The organism is Burkholderia cepacia complex sp. TUM26381, from assembly GCF_057439935.1.
The window spans coordinates 2364354-2389779 of record NZ_CM172007.1 but is presented as its reverse complement, the minus strand read 5'-3'; the positions used below and the strand labels follow the sequence as shown (position 1 = coordinate 2389779).

Here is a 25426-nt window from a genome sequence, read left to right as displayed (position 1 = left end):
CGGTGCGAGATATTCGAGCAGGAAACGAGTGGATGCCGCGCATGCGTGGCACCGTATGGGTTACCGGGCTTGCATTCGCGGCGGCGGCGAGCGCGGCGCATGCGGGCGATGCGACGCTCGCGGAAAGCTACGCCACGGGACTGCCGCCGCCCACTCGGTTAGTTCGTAGCGGCACGCTGTTTCTCGAACTGGTGGTCAATCATCTGGCAACCGGACAGATCGTGCCGGTGCGCTATCTTGACGGGACCTATACGGTCCGGGCCGGAGACCTTGCGAAGGTTTCCGTCCGTACGGGAGCGTCCGCCGACGAAATGGTCGATCTCGCCAGGCTCGACGGCGTCGAGGTCGAATACGACGGCGCGGCACAGCGGTTGAACCTGACCGTGCCATCCGACTGGCTGCCGGAGCAGAGCGTGGGATCGGCGAGGGTGTACGACAGGACGCCTGCCGCGGTGAGTCGCGGCCTGCTGCTCAATTACGACGTCTACGCCAGTTCGCCGACGCGCGGCACGGGCTATACGTCGGCCTGGACCGAGCAGCGCCTGTTCGATCGCTGGGGCATCCTGACCAATACCGGCGTCTACCGGCGATCGTACGGTAGCGGCGCGGGCATGCGCGGCGACAATCGCTACCTGCGCTACGACACGACCTGGAGCTACTCCGATCAGAACCGGATGCTGACGTATACGGCGGGCGACCTTGTCACCGGGGCTCTTTCGTGGACCAGCGCCGTGCGTCTCGGCGGCATATCCGTGGCGCGCGACTTCAGCGTGCGTCCGGACATCGTGACGTATCCGCTGCCGCAGTTTTCGGGGCAGGCGGCCGTGCCGACTGCGGTCGATCTGTTCATCAACGGCAGCAAGGCGACGACCGGCCAGGTCAACCCGGGACCCTTCACGCTGAACAACGTGCCGTTCATCAACGGTGCGGGCGAGGCCACCGTCGTGACGACCGATGCGCTCGGACGTCAGGTTGCGACGACCATTCCGTTCTACGTCGCCAATACGCTGCTGAAGAAAGGATTGTCCGATTTCTCGTTGTCGGCGGGCGCCATGCGGCGCGACTACGGGATCAGCTCGCTTTCGTACGGCAAGTCTGCGGTGTCGGGAACCGTGCGTCATGGCCTGACGAACGCGCTGACGATCGAAGGGCACGTGGAAGGCGGCGAACGTTTCGCGCTCGGCGGCCTGGGTTTCGGTCTCGGCGTCGGCCGGCTCGGCGTCGCCAGTGTTGCCGCGAGCCAGAGCACGATGGGCGGAACGTCGGGGCAGCAATACGCGTTCGGTTACGGCTATTCGTCGCAACGCTTCAGCGTCTCATTGCAGCGAATCCAGCGAACCGGCGGATTCCGGGATCTGTCGGCATACGATCTGTCGGCGGGCCTCGTTTACCGACAGGTACGCAGCAGCACGCAGGCCACGGGCGCGCTGAATCTCGGTGCGATTGGCGGCGCGATCGGCGCGGGTTATTTCGACGTACGCGGCAGCGACGGCTCGCGCATGCGGATCGCGAACGTCTCGTACACGCGGCCGCTCTTTGACCGGGCGACGCTTTACGCATCGCTGAACCGAACGATGGGCAACCGCGGCATCGATGCACAGGTTCAGCTGATCGTGCCGCTCGGTGGCCGGGGCACGGTGAGCGTCAGCGCGTCGCGAGACGGCAACGACAACCGGAGCGAGCGCGTGCAGTACAGCCGCAGCGTGCCGAGCGATGGCGGCTTCGGCTGGAATCTCGCGTATGCCGGCGGCGGTTCCCGGTATCAGCAGGGCGACATGACGTGGCGCAATCGCTACTTCCAGGTGCAGGGCGGCGTCTACGGATACGGTTCGCGCGAGGGGTATACGCGCTGGGGCGACATGCAGGGATCGCTGGTCGTCATGGACGGTGCGGTGCTGCCGGCCAATCGCGTCGACGATTCGTTCGTGCTGGTCGACACCCAAGGGCAGAAAGGTATTCCGGTGCGCTACGAGAATCAGCGCATCGGCACGACGGACAACGGCGGCCATCTGCTGGTGCCGTGGGCGCCGTCCTACTACGGGGCAAAGTACGAGATCGACCCGCTTGGCCTGCCGGACGACATGCGGGTGTCGATGGTCGAACGGCGCGTCGCCGTGAGGCACCGTGCCGGCGCGCTTGTGACGTTTCCGATCGAACGTGTGGTGTCGGCCACCATCCTGCTGGTCGACGCGAATGGCAAACCGGTCAAGGTCGGCTCAACGGTGACGCACCGCGAGAGCGGGCAAACGTCGCTCGTCGGCTGGAACGGGGAAACCTATTTCGAAGGGCTCTCGAGCACCAATCATCTGAGCGTCGCATTGCCGGACGGCAAGCATTGCAGCGCGGCGTTTCCTCTTGATGTGAACGCCGCCGGGACGAGCCGTATCGGGCCACTGTCATGCAACGAGTCACTGTGAGGTCAATCCCATGAGATCGCTTCTCGGATTCATTCGACGTGCGGCATTCGTGGCGCTCATCGCGACGATTGCCCCGATACCCGCCTACGCGGACTGCACGACGGCCAATCCTTCGCCGGCGGCGTTCGGCTCGGTCACGTCGCTGAACCTGTCAAGCCAACAGCAATCCACGTCGTCGCCGAGCGCCGGGCTGTCGTGCGGTGGCGCGCTTTTTGCCTTTCTCGTGAGCGGAAATGCGATCAACGGAACGATCACGTCGGCCAACGGCGGCAAGCTGCGTGGTGCCGCCGGCGATGCAATCGCCTATACGATGTTCGCCGACAAGAATTACTCGCAGCCGTTGAACTTCGGGCAGCTCTATAACTGGGCCGATACCCAATTCGTGAGCTTTCTCGGTTTGGGCGGCGGTTCGAGCGTCGCGCTTCCGTTGTTTTTCCGAACCGCACTGGGAAGCAATGTTGCCGCCGGAACCTACACCGATACCTTAACGATTGCGTGGAACTGGCATGTCTGCAGTGGCGCCGGTTTCGGATCATTCTGCCTTGGATGGAACGACGGACAGAACACGGCGACGTTTCCGGTCACGCTGACGGTGACCAACGATTGCACGATCACCGCCCCCGACGTGAACTTCGGATCCGCGCCGACCGTAGCGAGTTTCGCGCAGGTCAACGGGAGTCTGTCGTTGACCTGCACGAAAGGCATGACCTATACCGTCGGCCTGAGCCCGGGCAGCCATGCCGCCGCGAACGGACGCAGGCAGATGACGAGCGGCACGAACGTCTTGCAGTACGACATCTATGCGGCCAATGGCGGCACGATCTGGGGGCAGGCAACGAATCGGGTCGGCAGCGGCGGGGCAGCGGACGGCACGGCGGTGCAGACATTTCCGTATGTCGCCCGAATTTACACCGATCAGTCGACCCCGCCGGTCGGTAGCTACACGGACAGCGTGATCGTCGATGTACGTTACTGATGGCCCGGACCTGGGTGGTTGACGTTACGTAACGCGCATTCGACTACATGCGCACGAATCGGGAGACGGGCGGAAGACTTCGGCCCGCGCCGTTCTTGCTGTCGACCCAGGGGGGCGAGCGGACTGACCGGGAGGCAACGCGGCGGGGCAGGGCTTCAACGACTTAATACGCTTGCCGGATATCGAAATGCGACATCGCTCGGATATCGCATCGATAGTCTATCGGGCAATTAAATAGTTCTTGGGATCCTTGTCTTTGAGCCACAAGGGCGTTCTCCCGCGGCCGCACCAGGTTTTGCCTGTTTCAGGGTCGCGGAACTTCGGGGTTAATTTAATACCATTTTTCGATTTATTCGCACCAAAGATTTCACGCGCGTTGATCTCGAATTCGATCACGAGCCGCCTTACTTCGTCGAGTACGGCAGCCCGTTCGCTCGATTTCACGGCATTTATCTGCCTTTCCAGCTCGGCTCGTTGCTCGATTAAATCGCGATATATGGACAAGTTGTTCTCCTGTTGAGGTGGTTGTTGATTTTCAGGCTATCGCATGATTTTTTTATGATGATGAATAAAAATTGAATGATGTGTTGATTTTTGTGCCAGGGGTGGATTTGACGATTGTTTATTATTGAATTGAATTGTTGTGGTAAATGTCGACTCGTGTCGATGATGGGTTAATCAGGAAGCGGAAACGTAAAGGCCACGCGCCGCGCACGAAAGGCGTGCCGACGTATCGCTATCTCGAGGCTTGGGCACGGCTGGATTGCTTCGCGAAGTCGTCCGAGGTTTCGCCACTACCGGGTAGTCGGCTGCTGCACGCGTGGCAATGAATGTGCGCGACTTTCGTGCAAGAAACGGAAGGTATGCCGCGTCGTGTCATGGCATGCCGAAAACCCGCGACGGCTTCATGCTTCGCGGGTTTTTCTTTGCGTGAGCGTACGTCCGGATCGGGAAAACACGGAGAGGGTGCCGCGCCGTCGGCAATCGAAGTATGCTGTAGCGCGACCGATACGCGCGACTACCGGACATCGGCCGCGCGCGGCGGATAACCGGCCAGCCCCGTGATTCATCCGGCGGCCAGAATAAACAACCTTCGCCCGCGAGTGGGGGGCGTCAATCATGACCATGCTGCGTTCGTGGGGTGCGATTCTTTCGTCGCTGGTGCTCGTTGCGTGCGCCAGCCTTCCGCCGCAGGCCGATCGTGTACCGACCCATGCGTTCACCGACACGGAAAGCACGCGGCTAGGCGCCGCGTTCCAGCAGCAGGCCAGCACGCATCCGGGGCAGGACGCGTTTCATGTGCTGACCGATCCGGTCGACGCGCTGGATGCGCGCGTGCTGCTTGCCGACCGCGCCGACCGTTCGCTGGACCTCCAGTACTACATCTGGCACGACGACCTGACCGGGCATGAACTGGCCGATGCGATCATTCGCGCGGCCGATCGCGGCGTTCGCGTGCGCGTGCTGCTCGACGATCTCGGCACGAACGCGGACGACCGCAAGCTGCTCGAGATCAGTTCGCACCCGAACATCGAGATCCGGCTGTTCAATCCGGTTGCCACGCGCCGGTTCAAGAAGATCGGCACGGTGTTCGAGTTCTCGCGTGTCAACCGGCGCATGCACAACAAGGCGATGATCGCGGACAACCAGGCGGCGATCGTCGGCGGCCGCAATATCGGCGACGAATACTTCGGTGCATCGACGATGCTGGAGTTCGGCGATATCGATGTCGTTGTCCACGGTCCGGCCGTGAAAGCCATCTCGACGGAATTCGACACGTTCTGGAATTCCCCGTATGCGTATCCGATCGACGCACTGGTCGGGCACGCAGCGGCACCGGGCGGGCTGGATCGCGAGCGCGAACGGTTGCGCGACTACCTGAGGACGATGGAAGACAATCCTTACGTGATCGAGGCCAGGCAGCGGCTCGACCGGATCGTTCACGGGCAGGGCACGGAACTGTCGTGGGGGCACGCGACGGTGCTGTACGACGATCCGTCGAAGATCGCGCATTCGCCGAAGGACAGCGACGGGCACCTGTTGCCGCAGTTGCGCGCCATCGTATTGCAGCCCGAACATGACCTGCTGATCGTGTCGCCGTATTTCGTGCCCGGCAAGGACTTCGTCGAGCGGCTGCGCGCGTATTCGGCGCGCGGCGTGCGCGTGACGGTGCTCACCAATTCGCTTGCGTCGACCGACGTGGCGGCCGTGCATGCCGGCTATCGGCGCTACCGGAGCGATCTCGTGGCGGCCGGCGTGCGGCTTTACGAACGGCGGCCGTCGGGCGACAAGAGCATTTCGAAGGACGTCATCATCGGGTCGTCGCGTGCGTCGCTGCATGCGAAGACCTACGTGTTCGACCACAAGCGCATTTTCATCGGATCGATGAATTTCGATCCGCGCTCGCTGAACCTCAATACCGAGATCGGCGTTTTCTGCGAGAGCCCGGCGATTGCGGCGCAGGTGGCGAACGATCTGGAATCGCGACTCGACCGGATCGCGTGGCGTGTCGAGCCGCGGACCGATCCGGCAGGGAAAGGGCGGCTCAAGTGGATTCAGACCGATTCGGACGGGAAGGTCACCGAGTTCGACCATGACCCCGAAGTGTCGACGGCGCGCCGGATGGAGGTGTGGTTTCTCGGGCTGTTTCCGATCGAATCGCAACTGTGAGCGGCGATGCGTCGTGTGACGCTCAGGGCCGCTTGCGTGCGTGCTGCTCGATGACGGTCGCGAACTGCATCGCCGCTGTCTCGATCGTCGCGTCGTTCAGCCCCGAATACCCGAGCACGAAGCCGTTGTAGCGGCGGCCGTCGCCGACGCCATAGCTGCTCAACGGCTGAAGCTGCAAGCCCTGCGCGGATGCGGCGCGGGCGATGTCGGTGTCGGTGTCGTGCAGCGCAATCGCGAGGTCCGCGGAAAGATGCATGCCGCCCGGGCTGGCCCGAATGCTCAGCGTGGTGCCGAGGTGGCGGGCGAGTGCCGCTTCGAGACTGCTCCGCCGGTCTGCGTAGAGTGCCCTCATCTTGCGCAGGTGCCGCGCAAACAGGCCGGTGTCGATGAATTCGGCCATCGCGAGTTGATCAGCCGAATGACCGCGATGGACGAGTTCGCGCAGCGTGCTGGTGAAGCGGTCGACCAGGATCGGCGGCACCACCATGAAGCCGAGCCGAAGGGCGGGAAACATCGTCTTGCTGAACGTGCCGAGATAGCAGACCGGCGCGTCGGCATGCAGGCCCTGGATCGCGGGCAGCGGCTGCCCGCCGTGGCGGAACTCGCTGTCGTAGTCGTCCTCGATGATCCACGCGCCGCACGTACGCGCGTGCTCGACGAGCGCCGCTCGCCGCCGGGGGCTCATCAGCGCGCCGAGCGGGTATTGATGCGAGGGCGTCGTATAGATCAGCCGGGGCGGTTGCGTGCGCCACTGTTCGCCGGTCGGCGCCATCCCTTCGTGATCGACGTCGATCGGCACGATATTCAGGCCGGTCGACTGGAATGCGGTACGGGCGCCGTTGTAGCAGGGGTTCTCGAGCCAGCCGAACTCGCCGGGATTCGCCAGCATGCGCGCGCACAATTCGAGGCTGCTTTGCGTGCCGTCGGTGATGAAGACCTGCCCGGTTTCGCAGCGCACGCCGCGCGAGACCCGGATATACGCGGCCACGGCGCGCCGCAATTCGGGCAGCCCTTCGACCGGGCCATACGCGAGCTGGGTGGGCTTGATGACTTTCCACGCGCGCTCGATGCAACGGCGCCACTGGGCAACGGGGAATTCGTCGAGTGAAGGGAGGCCGGGGACGAACGGCAGCATGCGTTCGGGTTCGGGGTGGGCGTTTTCGAGCCCGTGCACACGCTCGGACAGGCGAACCGGGGCCGGGCCGTTTTCGTGCGCGGCGCTCGGGCGGCCGCAACCGTCCCATAGCGTGATCGTGCCGTTACGCGTGGCGGCCACGAAGCCTTCCTCGGCAAGGCGCTCGTACGCATAGACCGCCGAATTGCGCGCGATACCCAGCTCCGCTGCGAGCACGCGTGTCGACGCGAGCCGCGTGCCGGGCGGAATGTGCCCGTCCAGCAGCATGTTGCGCAGGTTCCGGTAGAGGGCTTCCTGCTGGCTGTGCGTTGTCGTGCCGTCCTGTCGGGAAAACGATGAGATGAGCAGCGCGAGATCCATGGGCTGGTTCTAAAAAATATCCTTGAGCTGGTTCTTTTTAAGATTCGACGCGCATCGTATTGTTCACGTTCTCGCGGTGCAGGCCAGTACGCTGGCATTTCCGGTGGTCGTTTCGGTTCGCGGCCCACGCGTATTTTGATCGATTTGGCGAGCGGCTGTCGATAGGCCGATCGAGTGGTCGCTCAGGCGTGGATGCCGCACGATTCCGCTTCGATCCCGAATTCATGCAGTTCGCAGTACAAATATATGTTCGAGCGGATACCCGCGACTTGCCGAAATGCGGGCCGATCGATGCGCGCAAGGTCGTGCGAACAGGAAAACGAAACATGAAAGACCAGACCGTCCTCTCTCCCACATCCCGTACCACCATTCGCCGCCTGCCCGAACTGGCGAATCGCGATCGCGCGATGCTCTACCGCATCGTGGACGACGCGTACGTTTGCCACATCGCGTTCAGCGCCGGCGAGGACACGCATTGCATCCCGACCGCGCACTGGAGACGGGGCGACGACCTCTATATCCACGGGTCCAACGGCAGCAGGATGGTCAAGGCGCTGTCGGCGGGCGCACCGGCCTCCGTCGCCATCACGTTGCTGGACGGGCTGGTGTTGGCCAAGTCGGCCTTCAGTCATTCGATGAATTATCGATCCGCGGTGATCTACGGGCAGTTCGATGTGGTGGAGGGCAGTGCGGAGAAGCTCGAGGCGCTGGATGCCTTCATGGACAAGATCGCCGCGGGTCGCAAGCATGAAGCGCGGCCGGGCAATTCGAAGGAGCTCAACGCGACCAGCGTGCTGCGGATTGCTCTTGCGGAAGCGGCGGTGAAAGTCAGCGACTCGATGCCGTCCGACAAGGACGAAGATCTGGAGCTCGCTGTCTGGTCAGGGATCCTGCCGCTGAAGACGGCGCGCGGCACGCCCATTCATGCCGACGGCAACGTGCCCGTGCCGGACTACGTTCGCAACTGGGCAGATTGAATGGCGCGGCAGGGCCGAGAAGCGTTGACGCAGCAGGCGGCGCGCGTCGCGTGCGATACAAAAGGTGCGCGGCGCGATAGGCCGCGCCGTTTTCGCACCGCAGCGTGATCCGTGTCGTGCTGCCGTGGTGTGGCGTTGTCACTCCGGACGGTGTTCGCGCGACTCGTGCTGCGGCGGATGCGATTCCGCAGGGTGCGGATGCGGAGCGGGCGCGTGCTCGGGCGCCGGTTGCCGCGGCGGCGCGGCCGCGTGTTCCTGCGGGTGCGCTTCGTTGCGTGGTTGCGTCTCCTTGTGTTGTTGCTGCTCGGCCGCGTTACGTTGCTGCATTGCTTCGCGCTGTTGTTGCTGCGCCGCGTTGTGTTGCTGCATTTCCTCTCGTTGTTGCTGCTCCTGCCGTGCCGCGTCGTGCTGTTGCATCGCTTCGTGTTGCCGCTGCGCCTCGTTGCGCTGCTGTTGCTGAAGTTGCTGCTGCTGCACGGCCGCGCGATTTTCCGGCGCGGCGCGCTCCTGCTGCATCGCCTGCTGCCTCTCGTCGTGCATCGCGCCGGGCGGGTGCTGCGCCGGTGCGTCGGCATGCGGCTCATTCGCGCGGTGCTGCGCGAAGGCTTCCGGCGCCGGCCGCGCACCGGGGCGCGCGTCGTTCGCGGCGAAATGCGGCATCGTCATCGGCGCGGCGCCCGGGCGTTGCTCCATCGCCTGTCCGCGTATCGGCTCCGTACCCGGCTGCATCGTATTGCGTTCGATCGTCGTGTTGTTGGTGACGTTGCCGCCGTAATTGTTCGTGATGCGCGTGTTGCGGATGTTGGTGATGTTGTTGATCACGGTGGTCGACTTCGTCACGTACGTGGTGTGGTTGTACACCACGGCCGGGCGTTGCCAGCCGCCGTTCCAGCGCGGGCCGTCCGGATGCGGCGCGCCCCAGTTCATGCCCCATGCATGCCAGCCCCAGTCGTGGTGTCCGAAGATCGCGGCGCCGACGGCGATGCCGACGCCGAATGTGATCACGCCGGCCGCGACGATTTCGCCGGTGCTGTATGCGGGCGGCCGATACACATAACCGGGGTAGGCTGAAACCGGCTCGCCGTAGACGACGGTCGGGTTGTACGACGGGACGTAGACGACGTCGGGCTGCGCGGACTCGATCTCGATCGCCTGCTCGGGCGGCGGCACGATTGCCGGCCCGGCGTAGACCACGGGCGCGTCGGTGGCCGGCGTATAGCCGGCCGGCGCGGCCTGAGCGACTTGCGTGACCCGCATCTGGCCGCCGGAGCGGAGATGCCCGGACGTCTGCGCGCGCTGGCGCATCACCTGAATCGCGTTCATCACGTCGGTCGGATCGTTGTAGTACGCCTGGCCGAGCGACGTGGTCCAGGCCGGGTTCGACGCCATCTGCGCGAGCACCGCGGGGAACGCGGTCAACGCCTTGACGGACGGGTCCCACGGCTGCGTATCGGCGGCGGTCGCGAGCGCCGGCCCCTTCAGCGACGGATTCTGCGTCACCCAGGTATTGGCGCCCGTCACCTGGTCCGGATACGTTGCACCCGCCAGCACCAGTGCGACGAGCTTGTCGGGGAACAGCGCGATCGGCGCGACCATCTGGTAGAGCTGGTCGGCCGTCGGCGGCGTGTACGCGACCGGTGCCGACGCGGGCAGTGCCGCCGAGGCCGTGTTTGCGTCGCTGGCCGGTACGGCGGCGTTGCTGTCGCTGTTCTTGTTGCAGGCCGACAGGCCGAGCAGCGACACGATGATGGACGACGCGATCAGCGTTCTGACGGGGCGGTGATGTGCACGTGCGGTTTTCATGGTGTTGGTTCGGTGTGGTGCGGCGTTGTCGGGCACGCGGGCCGCGCGATCGGCATCAGCACTGTGCCGAGCCCATGTCCGCATGGCGGGTGTCCCGCGACGAATCGATATATTCAGTTAAACGCACGACACGCACGGAAGGTGTCAGCGGGTTGTGTAACAGTGTGTGTACCTTGCAGTCCGTAAGCGGGTGGGCGCCGGCCGGGTAAGCGATATGAAAGTTGCTTGCGCAACGATTGCAAGGTCGCGAGCGTATCGTCCCGGTGGCATGCTCCGCGAGATTACGCGGAATGCAGAAAACCCGCGACGGCTTTGCAGCCGTCGCGGGTTCTTGTTACGCGGGGGTATGCGGTTCCGGGCGCGCGAAGCGGCGCACGCCCGGAACCAGGCCGGTCAGCGGTCCATCAGCGCGCGAAATCCGACGTGCTCTGGATGAACGCGTTCAGCTTCGAGATGTTCACGCTGCCGAAGCCCGTCGTCGCGTCCCAGCCGGCCTTCGCCTTGTAGCCGTAGGTGCCGCTGCCGTTGTTGCCGGACGTGACGTCGTGCACCAGCGCCGCGTTGGACGGGAAGTACTTGTAGATGCTCGACGCGGGGAACCCGAGCGCATTGTTGTTGGCCGACTGCAGCCGCGCCCAGATGCCCGTGAAGATCGGCGCGGCGAGACTCGTGCCGCCTTCGTTGTTCAGGTAGCCCGAACCCCACAGCGTGTCGGACGTCTGGCCGTTCACGACGAGAATTGCGCCGGTGCGCAGGTCAGCGTCGAAGCCGACGTCGGGCAGTGCGCGCTTGGTCGACCCCGTGAGGCTCGACGACTGCCACGTCGGCGCGGCTTCGTACTTGCTGTACCCTCCGCCCGTCGACCACACGGTACCCGGCTGCCAGCTCGGATCGTTCCAGACGATCTCGCTGTTGTACGCGTTGGTCGACGAATTGGTGAACAGCGTCGTGCCGCCCACCGCGATCACGTACGGCGACGTGGCCGGTTCGCTCACAGTGTAGGTCGAACGCGACGGCGTGCCGCTCGCGCATTCGTACGCGCCGTGGTCGCCGGCGGAGACGGAGAAGGTTTGCCCCTGCGCGACCGCCTGCTTGAAGATGGTGTCGTCGGTGGCCTGCGAGCCGGTGCTGTTCGCGGACGATTCGCACACGCCGAGCGACACGTTGATCACCTTCGCGACGTTGTCGGTCACGGCCTTGTTGTAGGCGGCCGTGATCGCCGTGAGCGACATCGACGGCGCGGCGTAGAACACGACCTGCTTCACGCTGCCGCCGGCCGCGCCGACGATCGACTGGCTGTCGAGATTCCATTCGACGGTGCCGTCGGTGTCGGTGTACGAACTGCCGGCCGGGCCCGTCTTCACGATGCTGCTGCTGATCGAGCCGAGGCCGTTGTTCGCAGCGAACGTATTGAGGTCGCTCACCGTCTGCGACAGGTCGCCTTCGGAGATGATGCCGACCGTGGTCTGCGAGGCGGTCGGCGTGCCGTCGCCGCCGTAGATCGACGAGAACTCGGTCGGGTTGTGCGGCACGGCCGACGCGCCGGCCGGGATCGTCAGGTTGCTGGTGTTGCCTTGCGGCTTGCTGCCCGCGCCCGTATGCATCAGCTCGACGTTCTGCAGGCCGAGCACCGTACCGACGATGCCGCCGATCGCGTTCGGCACTTGCGCGGCATCGGTGTTCGCATAGACGCTGCGGCCGTTGCGCGTGAAGCGCTTGAGGGTCGTGCGGAACGCGGACTTGATGGTTGCCGCGGTGCCCGACGCGGACACCAGCAGCCGGTTCGGCGCGACCACGATATTCACGAAGCCTGCCTTGCGCAGGTGTGCGACGACGGATGCGACCTGCTGGTCGGTCGGCGCATATTGCGCGGCGAACTGCGCAGGCGTGAGGAACTGCCGGTAGTGCGGCGAGCCGGGCGTATGCAGGTCGCGCAGGTACTGGTCGAGCTGGGCTTCGTTGCGCAGGTTCAGCCCGAGCACGACGTCCACCGATTCGCCGGGCGCCATTTCGATGGCCGCAGCGGCAGCGGCGGCCGTGCTCGCGGCGGGCGCGCCGGCGGTGCCGGCTTCGTTTTGCTGCACGAGCGGCAGGAACCCCTTGGTGCGCGTTTCCGTCCAGCCGGCCGTGGGCGCGGCATGGGCGGTCGCCATGCCGAACGAAGCGGCGGCTGCGGCGGCGAATACGAGTTTCACGAGGCGAATGTGCTTTTGTTTCTTGTTTGCAACCTGATTCATTTGAATTACCCCTCCGGTTGAACATCGAACTGCACGAACAACAACGGTCGACAACGGTGCGGGTGATGCACCGCCGCTTTCTGCCGCATGCGTGCGGATGACACGGATGCGGCAGGGCCTTTCGCCCGATCCGGAAAGCGGTTTTTCTCCGGGGGCGAAATACGGAAAACGCGGTAACGGGGAGGCTGCGCCGCGCTGCGGGGCAGCCGTGCCGGACATGGCGCGGGCGGGATTGCTAGAGCAACAACTTCGTTGTCCTGCTCATTTGATTCGATCCTTCGGCCTGCTGCCGGATGGCAGCCGTCCAGTGAGAGGCATCGGAATGTTGCACGCGCCGGCGTGAAAACGTGTCATCCGGCGGTGAGCACGTCGGTGCAGCGGAAGCGAAAAAACGTGGAGCGGAATCGATTGCGTGGTGAGCAATTCGTCAGATTGCTTGCATCGGACGGTATCAAGAACGAAAGCGGGGTGTCAAACTTTTTTTGATTATATGAAACAAAATTAAATCGAATAAAGCGCAATGATTTTGAAAAGATCGGCGGCTATTTGTAATGTTCGAAACCGGCAAGGCAGGTAATGCCGAACGTGACTCGCCGATCCTTTCCGAGGCGTTTTGAAACGGGCAATCGCTATCGAGGAAATGCTCGAATGGCAGGGGCCCGTCGCGGGATGTCGAATTCGAGGACGGCATCGCCGCACAGCGACGCGAGATGGCGGACCTGTCCGCCGTGCGCTTCGACGACCGTGCGAACGACGCACACGCCGAGACCGGTTTCGTCGAACCGGCGCGTGCCCTGGTCTTCGATCCGGACGATCGCGCCCGCGGGCCGTTCTTTGACGGAGAGTTTCAGTTTGCCGGGGGTGGAGCGGCGCCGTACGTCGTCGAACAGCGCGAGCACGGCCTGCCGGATGCGTGCGCCGTCGCAGGCCAGGACGATCGTGTCGGCCTCCAGAGCGACGACGAACCCCGCTTCTCGAAGCGCGTCGCGTGCGGAATCGATGGCATGTTCGATCTCGCGGTCGAGTGCCGCCGGTTGCAGATCGAGTATCAGCGCAGCGGGTCGTTCGGCTAGCTGAAGATCGTCGACGAGCCGGAATAGCCCGTCGACATGATGCAGCAGCGCGTCGCGTGAAAGCGCATCGGCGCCGGCGGCGAGCGCCTTGATGGCATCGAGGCGGGTTTCGAGATCCGCGAGCGGCGTGCGCATGTCGTGGCGGATGGTGTCGTTGGCGGCGGCCGCATTGGATGAAGGGGCGTGTTTCAGTCGATGAGTCATCGCATTGAAGTGCTCGATGAAGCGCGACATGTCGGCCGGGCAGTCGTCGCGGGAAACTGCGCGCGCCGACGGATCGCCGGCGGCGATGCGGCCGGCGGAATCCGCAACCGCGTCGAGCGACCGGAGCGTGCGACGCATCAGCCTGACGAGGTCGAACGCGGCCGTCAGCAGGCAGACGAGCAGCGCCGTCGCGAGCACAAGGTAAGTGGACGCGCTGTGGATCATCGCGTCGGCCGTTGCGTCGTGCGGCAACGCGGCCGGCTTATGCAGCGCGTAGATGAAGAATGCAACGGTGCAGGCGATCAGCACGACGACGAGCGCGCCCGTGCCGATCGTCTGCCCGATATGCCGGCCGGGCCGCGCCGGCAGCGTCACTGCAAACCCCGCAGCCGGTAGCCGACGCCGCGCATCACTTCGGGCATGCCCGGCGCGCCGGCCTGTTCGAGCTTCTTGCGCAGCCTGCAGATGTGGCTGTCGACCGTGCGTTCCAGCGCGCTGACGTCGGCCATGCACGCATCGAGCAGTTCGCCGCGCGTGAACACGCGGCTCGGCGATCGCGCCATGTGCGCGAGCAGCCGGAACTCCGTCAGCGTCAGCGTGATCGGCACCTCGGCGGAACGCGTCCGCACGCGGGCCAGATAGCTGTCGGTGTCGATCTCCAGGTCGCCGACGCGCAGCACGCGTGTGGGCGGTGGCGCGGCCGACCGGCGCAGGATCGCGCGCAGCCGCGCGACGACCTCGGCCGGGTTGAACGGCTTGACGATGTAGTCGTCTGCGCCGGCATGCAGTGCCTGCAGCCGGTCGAGGTCGCGGTCGAATGCGGTGAGGACGACGACGGGCGTATTGCCGCGCTGCCGAAGCTCGGTGAGTACAGCCCAGCCGTTTTTCTGCGGCATCTTCACGTCGAGCAGGATCAGGTCGGGCTTCAGGCGCGGTTGTACATCGAGCACCGCCTGACCGTCGGCGACGCGGTAGGTGCGAAAGCCGTCGTGCTTCAGGTATGCATCGAGGATGTCCGAAATGTCGGGCTCGTCTTCTGCAATCAGTATCAGGGAATTCGTCATGGAGTTTGCCGTGCGATGTCGAACAATCGGGGCAGCCCGTTGCCGGGCCGGGTTGCACCGTACCGTCCCGCCGTCGTGCCGGACGGTACGGTGCCGTTCGTTCAGTCCTGCACCACGCTCTTCGACGCCGCGACGTCCTTGTCCGTCAGGCCGCCGCCGAGTGCCTTGTACAGCGCAACGGCGTTGCTGAGCTCGCTGCGGCGCAGGTCGAGCAGCGCCTGCCGTGCCGAATAGAGCTGCCGCTGCGAATCGAGCAGTTCCAGCCGTCCTTCGACGCCCGCGCGATAGCGCAGGTTCGACAGGTCGGTGCGGCGTTCGGCCGAGCCGACCACGCGCGTCTGCGCTTCGATCTGGCGGCCGAAGGTTTCGCGCCCGGCGAGACCGTCGGCCACTTCGCGGAACGCGGTCTGGATCGAGCGTTCGTACTCGGCGACGGCGCTGGACTTGCGCACTTCCGCGAGACGCAGTTCGGAACGCAGCCGGCCGCCCTGGAAGATCGGCACCGTGACCTGCGGCGCGAAGCTCCACGTGCGCTGTCCGCCGTCGAACAGGCTGCCCATCGCCGGGCTGAGGAAGCCGATCGACGACGTCAGCGACAGGCGCGGGAAGAACGCGGCGCGCGCGGCGCCGATATCGGCATTCGCAGCGACGAGATTCTGTTCGGCCTGCTGGAGATCCGGGCGGCGGAACAGCAGCTCGGACGGCAGGCCGGCCGGCAGTTGCGTCATCACGGGCTGCTGCTGAAGCGGCACCGGATCGGGCAGATCCTTCGGCAGCTCGGTGCCGACCAGCAGGCGCAGTGCGTTGCGTGCCTGCTCGACGGCGCGCGTGCGCGCTTCGAGATCGGCCGTGGCGCTCGCGACCTGGCCTTCGGCCTGTGCGATGTCGACGCCGCTCGCCTGATGCGCTTCCTTCAGGCGGCGCGCGAGATCGAGCGACTGCTGCCAGTCGGCGAGCGTGCGCTCGGACAACTGGCGTTGCTCCTGCGCGAGGCGTTCCGCGAAATAGGCATCCGCGACGCCGCCGACCAGCGAGATCTGCACCGCGCGGCGGCCATGATCGGTCGCGAGGTAGCGCGCGAAGGCCGCATCCGACATCGATTTCACGCGGCCGAACAGGTCGATCTCGAACGCGCTGATGCCGAGGTTCACGCCGTACTGGTTCTGCGTCGTGCCGAACAGCGGCGGACTCGACTGCGTGTCGTCCGACGTGCGCTGGCGCGTGAAGTTCGCACCGGCGCCGATCGACGGCAGGCGCGCGGAACGCTGGATGCCGTATTGCGCTTCGGCAGCTTCGACGTTCAGCGCCGCCAGGCGCAGGTCACGGTTGTGCTCGAGCGCCAGCTCGATCAGGCGCTGCAGGCGGCGATCGCCGAACATCGTGCGCCAGCCGAGATCGGCGGCGTTGGCCTTGAGGTCGGCGGCTGCGGCGGCCGTGTAGGCCGTCGGCACCGGCATCGAGGGTTTGACCAGCGTCGGCGCCAGCGAGCAGGCCGACAGGGCGAGGACGAGGGGAAGAATAAGCAATCGCATGGCATCAACCTTCCTGTCCGTGAGTCGGGGTGGCCGGCTGCTTGCGGGAAGCCCGCCATGCGCCGATGCGCTCCTGGATGCTCATCACGAACACAAAGAAAACAGGGACGAAGAAAATGGCCAGTACCGTGGCGGTCACCATGCCGCCGAACACGCCGGTACCGATCGCGTGCTGCGTTTCGGCGCTGGCGCCGGTCGCGATCATCAGCGGCACGACACCGAGGCCGAACGCGAGCGAGGTCATCAGGATCGGGCGCAGGCGCAGCTTCGACGCCTGCACGGCCGCTTCGATCAACCCCTTGCCTTCCTCGCGCAACTGCTTCGCGAACTCGACGATCAGGATCGCGTTCTTCGCGGACAGGCCGATCACGGTGATCATCCCGACCTTGAAGAACACGTCGTTCGGCATCCCGCGCAGCAGCACCGCACCGATCGCGCCGATCAGGCCGAGCGGCACCACCAGCATCACCGACAGCGGGATCGACCAGCTTTCGTACAGTGCGGCAAGCACCAGGAACACGACGATCATCGACAGCGCCATCAGCATCGGCGCCTGCGACGCCGACTGGCGTTCCTGCAGCGACTGGCCGGTCCACTCGACCGCGAAGCCCGGCGGCAGTTGCGCGGCGAGACGCTCCATCTCGGCCATCGCCGCACCGCTCGACTGGCCCGGGGCGGCGGTGCCCGAGATCCGCGCCGACGGATAGCCCTTGAAGCGCACCATCTGCAGCGGCGTCTCGGCCCACACCGGGCGCACCACCTCGGACATCGGCACCATGCCGCCGGCTGCGTTGCGCACGTACAGCTTCATCACGTTGTCGATCTGCATGCGCGCGGGTGCATCGGCCTGGATGATCACCTGCTGCATGCGGCCTGCGTTCGGGAAGTCGTTCACGTAGGTCGAACCCATTGCGGTCGACAGCGTGTCGCTGAGCGTCGTGAACGACACGCCGAGCGCCTGCGCCTTCGCGCGGTCGATCTCGAGGCGGATGCTCGTGCCGGCCGGCAGGCTGTCCGGATACACGCCGGTCACGACCTTGCTTTGCGCGGCGAGTTCGAGCAGCTTGGCTTCCGCCGCCTTGAGCGCGGCAGTGCCCTGGTTGGCGCGGTCTTCAAGGCGCATCGAGAAGCCCGAGCTGTTGCCGAGTTCGTCGATCGCCGGCGGCAGCAAGCTCATCACCGTGCCTTCGGTTACGCCGGCCATCGCCTGCTGCGCGAGCATGCCTTCCTCGATCGTCGACGAGCCGCCGCGGTTCTTCCAGTCCTTCATCACGGACCAGTTGATCGCCGCGTTCGGACCTTGGCCCGAGAAGCCGTAGCCGATCACGGAAATGCTCGACTGGATTGCCGGACGCGAAGCAAGATGCTTCTCCAGCGTCTTGACCACATCGTGCGTACGCTCGGCGGTAGCGTCTGCGGGCAGCAGAAAGCTGGTGATGAAGTAGCCCTGGTCCTCGTCCGGCAGGAACGACGATGGCAGGCTGCGGAAGCCGAACACCAGCGCGCCCGAAATCGCGACGAACACCAGCATCACGCGGCCCGTGCGGCCGACCAGGCGGCCGACGCGCGTCTCGTACCATTTCGTCAGGCGGTCGAAGCGGCGGTTGAACCAGCCGAAGAAGCCGCGCTTTTCGTGGTGGCCCGGTTCGAGCGGCTTGAGCATCGTTGCGCACAGGGCCGGCGTGAGCGTCAGCGCCAGCAGCGCCGAGAACAGGATCGACACGGCCATCGACATCGTGAACTGCTTGTAGATCACGCCGACCGAGCCGCTTGCCATCGCCATCGGCAGGAACACCGCGGTCAGCACCAGCGTGACGCCGACGATCGCGCCGGTGATCTCCTTCATCGCCTTCGACGTCGCGTCCTTCGGCGACAGTCCTTCCTCGGCCATCAGGCGTTCGACGTTCTCGACGACGACGATCGCATCGTCGACGATGATGCCGATCGCGAGCACCATGCCGAACATCGTCAGCACGTTGATCGAGAAACCGGTCAGCAGCATCACCGTGAACGTACCGAGCATCGCGACCGGCGCGACGATGGCCGGGATCAGCGTATAGCGCACGTTCTGCAGGAACAGGTACATCACGAGGAACACGAGCACCATCGCTTCGAGCAGCGTGTGCAGCACTTTCTCGATCGAGATCTTCACGAACGGCGACGTGTCGAGCGGGATCGAGTAGGTCATGCCCGATGGCATCGACTTGCTCAGTTCGGCCATGCGCGCACGGATCGCGTCCGCGGTCTTCACCGCGTTGGCGCCCGGTGCGAGCTGCACGCCGGCGAGGGTGGCCGGCTTGTTGTTCTCGCGGCTCACGAACGTGTAGTTCTGCGAGCCGAGCTCGACGCGCGCGACGTCGCCGAGCACGACCTTCGAGCCGTCCGCGTTCGCGCGCAGCACGACCTTCGCGAACTCTTCCGGCGTCGTGAGCTGGCCCTGCGCGGTGAGCGGCACGGTCACGCGCTGGCCCGGCAGCGCGGGCAGCGCACCAAGGCTGCCCGGTGCGATCTGGACGTTCTGCTGGCCGATCGCGGTCGTCAGGTCGCTCATCGACAGGCCGAAATTGATCAGCTTCTGCGGATCGACCCAGATGCGCATCGCGCGTTCGGAGCCGAACTGCAGCACACGCCCGACGCCGTCGACTCGCCGCAGCTCCTCGGACACGCTGCGCGCCATGTAGTCGGCGAGCGCGCTTTCGTCGAAGCGGCCGTTGTCGGAGCGCAGGCCGACGATCATCAGAAAGCCGGACGAAGCGGATTCGACGATCAGCCCGTTCTGGCGCACGGCCGCGGGCAGGCGCGGCTCGACCGACTTGATCTTGTTCTGCACGTCGACCTGCGCCAACTCCGGATTGGTGCCGGGCTTGAACGTCACGGTGATCTGCGCAGAGCCGGACGTATCGGCCGACGATTCGAAGTACAGCAGGTTCTTGACGCCGGACAGTTCGCGCTCGATGAGGCTCAGCACGCCGTCGTTCATCGTCTGCGGCGTGGCGCCGGGGTAGCTCGCGGTGATCGTGACGGACGGCGGCGCGACTGACGGATAGCGCGCGACCGGCAGTTGCGGGATCGCGATCAGCCCCGTCAGGATGATGAAGAGCGCGATCACCCAGGCAAACACCGGGCGTCGGATAAAGAATTCAGCCATGACTGGAGGCTCCTCGTGACTCAGTGCGCGGACGCGGTGGCGGCCGCGTCAGGCGACTTCCAGTCGGTCGCGGCGGCCGGCGCGCCGTCGATCAGGCGTTCCATGCCTTCGACGACGACCTTCTGGCCGGCCTGCAGGCCCGACTTGATGCGATAGCTGCGGTTCGTCAGTTCGCCGACTTCGACAGCCTTCAGATGCGCGGTACCCTTCGCGTCGAGCACCCATACCTGCGGCTTGCCGCCGGCGCGTACGACCGCCTGTTGCGGCACCATCACCGCGTTCGCGTAGTGCGCGCGCGGAATGCGGGCACGCACGTACATGCCCGGCAGCAGCTGGCGTTTCGGGTTGTCGACCAGCACGCGCAGCAGCACGTCGCCGGTGCCCGGATCGACGTTGACGCCCGAGAACAGCATGCGGCCCTTCACGTCGTAACGCGTGTCGTCGTCGCGCAGCACGTCGACCGGCAGGCCGTTGCTGTCCGACGTTCGCGGTTGCGCCGCAAGTGCGCCGCGCAACGATTCGAGCGACGCGGCGGGCTGGCGCACGTCCACGTAGACCTGGTCGATCTGCTGGATGCGCGCCATCGGCTGGCTGTCGCCGCTCGCCACCAGCGCGCCTTCGGTCACGAGCGCCTGGTCGATGCGGCCGGCGATCGGCGCTTCAACGGTCGCGAACTTCAAGTCGAGCTGGCGGCGCGCGAGCGTCGCGCGGGCCTGCGCCACGTCGGCAGCGGCCTGGTCGCGTTGCGAGACGGCGTCGTCGTACACCTGGCGACTGATCGCGTCGGCTTCGACGAGCGGCTTGAAGCGGGCCGTCTGCACCTTGGCGCGTTCGAGCGCGGCCTGCGCACGCTGCAGCGATGCCGCGGCCGTGTCCATTTCAGCCTTGAACGGGGCCGGATTGATCTGGAACAGCGGCTGGCCCATGCGTACTTCGGTGCCTTGTTCGAACAGGCGGCGCTGCACGATGCCGCTCACCTGCGGCCGGATCTCGGCCACCCGCACGGCCGCGACGCGGCCCGGCAGATCCTCGGTGACGTCGAGGGGCGTGGCTGCCACGGTCATGGCCGCAACCGGGGTGGCCGGTGCGGCGGCCTGCTGTTCGGAGGGCCCGCAGCCCGCCAGCATTGCCGCCACCAGCGCGCATACCGCGCTGTAGCAGCATCGTTTCTGATTTTTCATCGCGACTCCAGGAAACGCAGGCAGCCCACTGCCTGCTTTGACGGGGCGGAGTTTGCGTGGATTAGTTGGGGGCTTTTATGCGGAAAGATGGAGATTCGATGGAGCCGGCGAAAGGAATCGAAAAGAGGGTGTTAGCGAGCGCCGGAATGGTCGGACGAATGGGCGCGGCGCTGTATCATGCGCGCGGTGTCGTCGGCATTCCGCCTGTCGGCCCAGTCAACGAGGATCGACCGCGACGTGATCGATAACGACCCGCTCGGCAAGGACGTGCCGGTGGCGTGGCAGGCCAGGCTGGCCGGCTGCCGATGGACGCGACAGACGGACGGCCAGTCGGACGCCGTCGTGTTCCGGCTCGATGCGCGCGACGGCTCACGCCGGTTCGTGAAGACGGCGCCCGCGGGGCCGCTGGGCGAATTGCGCGACGAGGCGGCGCGGCTGCGCTGGCTGGCGAGCACGGGCCTGCCGGGCGCGCAGGTGCTCGACGTGGCGTCGGCGGCGGGGCGCGAGTGGATGCTGCTGAGCGCCGTGCGCGGCGACAACCTCGAAACGGCGCAGCTCGCGCCGGCCGAGAAGGTGGCGATCATGGCCGACGCGCTGCGTGCGCTGCATCGGCTCGATCCGGCCGCGTGCCCGTTCGATCACGGCGCCGCGCATCGCATCGAGCGGGCCCGCGCGCGGATGCATGCGGGGCTTGCCGACGAGGACAACCTCGACGACACGAATGCGGGCGTGCCGCTCGACGCACTGTTCGCGAGGCTTCTCGCGCACCGGCCGTCGACCGAGGACAGGGTCGTCACGCACGGCGACGCGTGCCTGCCCAACCTCATGGCCGACGACGGCCGCTTCTCCGGCTTCATCGACTGCGGACGCCTGGGGGTGGCCGATCGTTATCAGGATCTGGCGCTGGCGGCGCGCGATATCGAAGCGGATCTGGGCAGCGAATGGGTCGCGCGTTTCTTCACGCGGTACGGGATCGAACACCCCGATCCCGACCGGATTGCGTTCTATCGGCTGCTCGACGAGTTTTTCTGAGTGCGCAGGTGTTCACCGATGGTGAGCGAACGTCTTACTGCACCCTCTGCGTAACCACGTGCGCCCCGGAACTGCCGGCGGCCGGCTGATCGTTGTATGCCGAGAATCCATAGTTCAGCAGTTTGCCGGCGCCGACGATCCGGTCGTTCGCCGTGGGCGCCCCGAGCACGACCGCGAATACGCGTCGCGTCATCGGCGGAGATGCTTGCCGGCGCTTCGCAGTGGCCACGATGCAGTAGCCAGCCGCTTGCGTGTGGCCGGTCTTCATCCCGTCGACGGAAGGATCCTTTCCGAGCAGCCAGTTCTTGTTGCGCTTGCGGAATGAGCCGTACGAGAAATTCTGCTCGGACGAGAAGGTGTAGTACTCCGGAAAATCGTTCGTCAGGCGCAACGCCAGCACCGACAGGTCGCGTGCCGTCGTGGTGTTCCCCTGCGTCGTGATGCCGGACGGCGTCGTGTAGTGCGTGTGGTTCATCCCGAGCTGGTGCGCCATCGCGTTCATCTTCTGCTCGAACCCTTCGGGCGAGCCGCCGATGCGCTTCGCGAGCACCAGTGCCGCGTCGTTCGCGGACGCCGCGATGAGACCCAGGACGAGTTCCTTCACCGGGACATGCTGGCCGGGCACGAGATACATCCGTGCTTCATCGTTGCCGACCGAACCGATGTCGGCCGCGTCGACGGCCAGCTTCTCGTCCCATCGCACGGTGCCGTGCTTGAGCGCGTCGAGCACGAGATAGGCCGTCATCAGCTTGGTGAGCGAGGCGGGCTGGCGTTCGGCGTCGGCGTCATGTTCGACGAGCGTCTGGCCCGACTCGCCGTCGACGACGATCCACGATGCGGCGCGGACGTTGGGCGATGGGCTGGCGGCGGCGTGCCCCGTCGACATGGCGACACACGATGCGAAGGCTGCGACGAGCGTCGGCAGGCGGAGACGGAGTGAATGGTGATGCGACTTCAAGTTGCAACCTGTGTGGGGGGATGAATCGGTGTGCCGACGCGACACCATGAATCGATACTTGCTTCGGCCGGCTGGCCTCGATGTCGACTGTGGTGTTGACGATCGTCGTGCTTCGTCGGTCCGTATTTTACGAGATATGCATGCAGCGAGTCGTGGGCATTTCCGGACAAAAGTGCCTCGGCGATGCCGGTCACGAGCGTGAATAGGCGGCCGGCTCGGTTGGCGCCGCATTGTCCGGAACGAGGCCATCGAGTGGCCGGCCGATCTGCCTGCCGGCCGGCCGCGCTACTGCCTGGCACCGGCTTGCCGCAGCGCATCCGCGGCGTAAGTGTTGTCGTGCGTCAGCGCAAGCTGCAGCAGCGACTGTCCGCGCCGGTCGACATGGTTCGGATTTGCGCCATGCGCGACGAGCAGCGGAATCAGTTCGAAGCGATTGAAGAGCGTCGCGAACCCCAGCGCGGTTTCGCCGGCGCCGTTCGTCTGATCGATCGGGCAACGCGTGTCGAGCAGGCGCCGGGCGATGTCGGGCGCGTTCCTGAAGAGCGCACCCATCAGCGCCGTATTGCCGTGGCGATCGCCGATGCACGCGTTGGCGCCGGCCGACAGCAGGTAGTCGAGCGCGGCAGGCTGGCCGTCGTACGACGCGAGTATCACGGCCGTATAGCCGTGGCTGTCGGTGGCGTCGACGGGATAGCCGGCGTCGCGCAACGCGCGCAGGATATCGACGCGTCCGACGCGCGCAGCGTCGAACCAGTCGCCGTCGTAGCGGCGCAGTGCGGCGGGATCGGCCTTGCCGTACGTCGGCTGGTCGGGCAGGTGCGCGCAGCCGGCGATCGCGGCCAGCGCCACAGTCATTGCAGCCGCGCGGATCGCGCGTGTGAAGCGTTCTGAGCGCATGGGGGTGTCCTGATGAAGAAGTCAGGCCGACGTGCGCGGCACAACCGCGCACGTCGGCAGCGACCGGCGTCGCGGGATCAGTTCTCGCTCAGCTTCGCCGCGAGCGACTGCACCTGCTGGACATTTGCGTGAACGGCTTGCGCGAGACGCGTGCCGTAGTCCGCATCGGCCTTGTAGAAGTACGACAGCATCGCGTACTGGTTTTGCGCGTTCTTCACCTGGCCAAGATCGCCGGACAACGCAGTGACGAGATCGTCCTTGTCCTGCTGCGACAGGCCGCGGTAGTACTCGCCGGCCTGACGGAACAGCAGCTTCTTGTGGATCGCTTCCTGTTGCGTCGTGCCGTTGAGCGCCATGCGCACGGACTTGTACTGCGGATCCTGCGCAAGCTCGCGCTGTGTCGACGGCTCGTAGTTCACTTCGCCCTTGCGGTCGCCGGCATTCATCTTGCCGTCCTGGTTGTTGTTGACCACTGGCACGACAGGGCGGTTGACCGGCAGGTCCATGTAGTTCGCGCCGAGCCGGTACATCTGCGTGTCGGCGTACGCGAACAGACGATCCTGCAGCATCCGGTCTTCGGACGGCTCGATGCCCGGCACGAGCCGCGACGGTGCGAACGCCGATTCCTCGGTCGACTGGAAGTAGTTGTCGGGCACGCGATTGAGCGTCATCGTGCCGACCTTGCGTTCAGGTACGCCAGCCCAGACCTTCGTGTCGTCGAGTGCGTCGAAGTCGAAGCGGTTCAGGTCCTTCGGCGCGAGCACCTGCACATACAGATCCCATTTCGGGAAATCGCCTTGTTTGAGCGTGCCGTACAGGTCGTTCGTCATCATGTTCCAGTCGCGCCCGATCGAAGCGGCGATGTCCTGCGGACGCAGGCCATGCACGCCTTGCTGGCTCTTCCAGTGGAACTTCACGTAGTGCACGTCGCCTTGCGCGTTGACGAACTTGAACGCATGCACCGCGAAGCCGTCCATGTGGCGATACGAATCGGGCATGCCCGCGTTCGAGTACAGCATCGTCAGCATGTGGGTCGCTTCGGGCGTGTGCGCGAAGAAGTCGAACGCGAGGTTCGGATCCTGCACGCCGGTCACGGCGCTTGGCTTGTTCGCGTGAACGAAGTCGGGGAACTTGATGCCGTCGCGAATGAAGAACACGGGCAAGTTGATGCCGACCATGTCCCAGTTGCCCTGCTGCGTATAGAACTTCACCGCGAAGCCGCGCGGGTCGCGTGCCTGCTCGGGCGAGCCGCGATAGCCCATCACGGTGGAAAAGCGCACGAACACCGGTGTGCGGGTGCCCGGCGTGAAGACCTTCGCTTTCGTCAGGTCGGAGAGGTCGGCGCTCGGGACGAACTCGCCGAATGCGCCGGTGCCGCGCGCATGCACGACACGTTCCGGAATGCGCTCGCGGTCGAAGCGCTGCAGTTTTTCGATGAGCGCGGAGTCCTGCAGGAGCACGGGGCCGGCCGGGCCGGCCGTCTGCGAATTCTGGTTGTCGCCGATGGGTGCGCCGGTGTCGCGCGTGAGTTCGGCGGCATACGGAGAAGCGGAGAGGGCAACGCAGATGGCGGCAACTGCGTGCCGCAGCACGCGATTGGAGGATGAGGACATGACGATGGAACTCCTTGAATCCGATCGGTGGTGGGGAAGCCGACTGAATTAGAAGAGATCGTCAGGGGATTGGCTAATTGATATTCGATATGTCGTCGATAGCGGCGGAATCGACACGGCGAGAGCCCGTTCGTTGCGGACGAAACGAA

General features: G+C 65.3%; 16 protein-coding genes. 5 read left to right on the top strand and 11 right to left on the bottom strand.

The window, feature by feature from the left end; all coding sequences use genetic code 11:
- Window positions 1-32 precede the first annotated feature (32 nt).
- Window positions 33-2417 (top strand): fimbria/pilus outer membrane usher protein, encoded by a 2385-nt coding sequence (locus ACWMMN_RS27330; protein WP_486423395.1) that lies wholly within the window; start codon window positions 33-35, stop codon window positions 2415-2417.
- A gap of 10 nt (window positions 2418-2427) precedes the next feature.
- Entirely contained in the window at window positions 2428-3393 is a 966-nt protein-coding gene (locus tag ACWMMN_RS27325; RefSeq protein WP_174992766.1) for a Csu type fimbrial protein, read from the top strand.
- Between the two features lie 219 nt (window positions 3394-3612).
- On the opposite strand, the gene ACWMMN_RS27320 is transcribed toward ACWMMN_RS27325, so the two are convergent.
- Window positions 3613-3897, bottom strand: coding sequence for an H-NS histone family protein (locus tag ACWMMN_RS27320; RefSeq protein WP_340625182.1), 285 nt, complete (start codon window positions 3895-3897; stop codon window positions 3613-3615).
- Between the two features lie 615 nt (window positions 3898-4512).
- On the opposite strand from ACWMMN_RS27320, the gene ACWMMN_RS27315 reads away from it, so the two are divergent.
- A complete protein-coding gene (locus tag ACWMMN_RS27315; protein WP_174992764.1) occupies window positions 4513-6063 on the top strand; it encodes a phospholipase D family protein in 1551 nt (516 codons plus the stop codon).
- Between the two features lie 22 nt (window positions 6064-6085).
- Here ACWMMN_RS27315 and pdxR read toward each other — a convergent pair whose 3' ends face one another.
- Window positions 6086-7558 carry a MocR-like pyridoxine biosynthesis transcription factor PdxR gene (gene pdxR, locus ACWMMN_RS27310; RefSeq protein WP_486423394.1) on the bottom strand — a complete coding sequence of 491 codons (1473 nt, stop codon included), beginning with the start codon at window positions 7556-7558 and terminating at the stop codon, window positions 6086-6088.
- A 326-nt stretch (window positions 7559-7884) separates the two neighbouring features.
- Here pdxR and ACWMMN_RS27305 point away from each other — a divergent pair, with 326 nt between their 5' ends.
- Window positions 7885-8535 carry a pyridoxamine 5'-phosphate oxidase family protein gene (locus ACWMMN_RS27305; RefSeq protein ID WP_486423393.1) on the top strand — a complete coding sequence of 217 codons (651 nt, stop codon included), beginning with the start codon at window positions 7885-7887 and terminating at the stop codon, window positions 8533-8535.
- 138 nt (window positions 8536-8673) lie between these two features.
- Here the strand turns inward: ACWMMN_RS27305 and ACWMMN_RS27300 are convergent, their stop codons facing one another.
- The 6 genes from ACWMMN_RS27300 to ACWMMN_RS27275 form a co-directional block, all read right to left on the bottom strand.
- Window positions 8674-10338 (bottom strand): DUF3300 domain-containing protein, encoded by a 1665-nt coding sequence (locus tag ACWMMN_RS27300; protein WP_486423392.1) that lies wholly within the window; start codon window positions 10336-10338, stop codon window positions 8674-8676.
- Window positions 10339-10742: 404 nt separating this feature from the next.
- Entirely contained in the window at window positions 10743-12575 is a 1833-nt protein-coding gene (locus ACWMMN_RS27295; RefSeq protein WP_486423391.1) for a S53 family peptidase, read from the bottom strand.
- A gap of 1648 nt (window positions 12576-14223) precedes the next feature.
- Window positions 14224-14916 carry a response regulator gene (locus ACWMMN_RS27290; protein WP_340625177.1) on the bottom strand — a complete coding sequence of 231 codons (693 nt, stop codon included), beginning with the start codon at window positions 14914-14916 and terminating at the stop codon, window positions 14224-14226.
- Window positions 14917-15017: 101 nt separating this feature from the next.
- On the bottom strand, window positions 15018-16448 hold the full coding sequence (locus ACWMMN_RS27285) for an efflux transporter outer membrane subunit (protein WP_174992758.1): 1431 nt from the start codon (window positions 16446-16448) through the stop codon (window positions 15018-15020).
- 4 nt (window positions 16449-16452) lie between these two features.
- On the bottom strand, window positions 16453-19596 hold the full coding sequence (locus tag ACWMMN_RS27280; RefSeq protein WP_486423390.1) for a multidrug efflux RND transporter permease subunit: 3144 nt from the start codon (window positions 19594-19596) through the stop codon (window positions 16453-16455).
- 20 nt (window positions 19597-19616) lie between these two features.
- On the bottom strand, window positions 19617-20777 hold the full coding sequence (locus tag ACWMMN_RS27275; protein WP_486423389.1) for an efflux RND transporter periplasmic adaptor subunit: 1161 nt from the start codon (window positions 20775-20777) through the stop codon (window positions 19617-19619).
- Between the two features lie 237 nt (window positions 20778-21014).
- Between ACWMMN_RS27275 and ACWMMN_RS27270 the strand changes: the two genes are divergently transcribed.
- Window positions 21015-21809, top strand: a complete 795-nt coding sequence (locus tag ACWMMN_RS27270; RefSeq protein WP_059240768.1) for an APH(3')-II family aminoglycoside O-phosphotransferase — start codon at window positions 21015-21017, stop codon at window positions 21807-21809.
- A 34-nt stretch (window positions 21810-21843) separates the two neighbouring features.
- Here the strand turns inward: ACWMMN_RS27270 and ACWMMN_RS27265 are convergent, their stop codons facing one another.
- From ACWMMN_RS27265 to ACWMMN_RS27255, 3 genes are all read right to left on the bottom strand, one after another.
- Entirely contained in the window at window positions 21844-22695 is an 852-nt protein-coding gene (locus tag ACWMMN_RS27265) for a D-alanyl-D-alanine carboxypeptidase family protein (protein ID WP_486423388.1), read from the bottom strand.
- A gap of 357 nt (window positions 22696-23052) precedes the next feature.
- Entirely contained in the window at window positions 23053-23664 is a 612-nt protein-coding gene (locus ACWMMN_RS27260) for an ankyrin repeat domain-containing protein (RefSeq protein ID WP_486423387.1), read from the bottom strand.
- Window positions 23665-23741: 77 nt separating this feature from the next.
- The gene (locus tag ACWMMN_RS27255; protein ID WP_342705889.1) at window positions 23742-25277 is read right to left on the bottom strand and encodes a catalase; all 1536 of its coding nucleotides are present in this window, start codon (window positions 25275-25277) and stop codon (window positions 23742-23744) included.
- Between the last annotated feature and the right edge of the window lie 149 nt (window positions 25278-25426).

What these genes read in the sequence shown, in the direction of transcription:
- ACWMMN_RS27330 (WP_486423395.1), top strand. Translation starts at nt 33, where the DNA reads ATGCCGCGCATGCGTGGCACCGTATGGGTTACCGGGCTTGCATTCGCG.
- ACWMMN_RS27325 (WP_174992766.1), top strand. Translation starts at nt 2,428, where the DNA reads ATGAGATCGCTTCTCGGATTCATTCGACGTGCGGCATTCGTGGCGCTC.
- ACWMMN_RS27315 (WP_174992764.1), top strand. Translation starts at nt 4,513, where the DNA reads ATGACCATGCTGCGTTCGTGGGGTGCGATTCTTTCGTCGCTGGTGCTC.
- pdxR (WP_486423394.1), bottom strand. Translation starts at nt 7,558, where the DNA reads ATGGATCTCGCGCTGCTCATCTCATCGTTTTCCCGACAGGACGGCACG.
- ACWMMN_RS27305 (WP_486423393.1), top strand. Translation starts at nt 7,885, where the DNA reads ATGAAAGACCAGACCGTCCTCTCTCCCACATCCCGTACCACCATTCGC.
- ACWMMN_RS27300 (WP_486423392.1), bottom strand. Translation starts at nt 10,338, where the DNA reads ATGAAAACCGCACGTGCACATCACCGCCCCGTCAGAACGCTGATCGCG.
- ACWMMN_RS27295 (WP_486423391.1), bottom strand. Translation starts at nt 12,575, where the DNA reads ATGAATCAGGTTGCAAACAAGAAACAAAAGCACATTCGCCTCGTGAAA.
- ACWMMN_RS27290 (WP_340625177.1), bottom strand. Translation starts at nt 14,916, where the DNA reads ATGACGAATTCCCTGATACTGATTGCAGAAGACGAGCCCGACATTTCG.
- ACWMMN_RS27285 (WP_174992758.1), bottom strand. Translation starts at nt 16,448, where the DNA reads ATGCGATTGCTTATTCTTCCCCTCGTCCTCGCCCTGTCGGCCTGCTCG.
- ACWMMN_RS27280 (WP_486423390.1), bottom strand. Translation starts at nt 19,596, where the DNA reads ATGGCTGAATTCTTTATCCGACGCCCGGTGTTTGCCTGGGTGATCGCG.
- ACWMMN_RS27275 (WP_486423389.1), bottom strand. Translation starts at nt 20,777, where the DNA reads ATGAAAAATCAGAAACGATGCTGCTACAGCGCGGTATGCGCGCTGGTG.
- ACWMMN_RS27265 (WP_486423388.1), bottom strand. Translation starts at nt 22,695, where the DNA reads ATGTCGACGGGGCACGCCGCCGCCAGCCCATCGCCCAACGTCCGCGCC.
- ACWMMN_RS27260 (WP_486423387.1), bottom strand. Translation starts at nt 23,664, where the DNA reads ATGCGCTCAGAACGCTTCACACGCGCGATCCGCGCGGCTGCAATGACT.
- ACWMMN_RS27255 (WP_342705889.1), bottom strand. Translation starts at nt 25,277, where the DNA reads ATGTCCTCATCCTCCAATCGCGTGCTGCGGCACGCAGTTGCCGCCATC.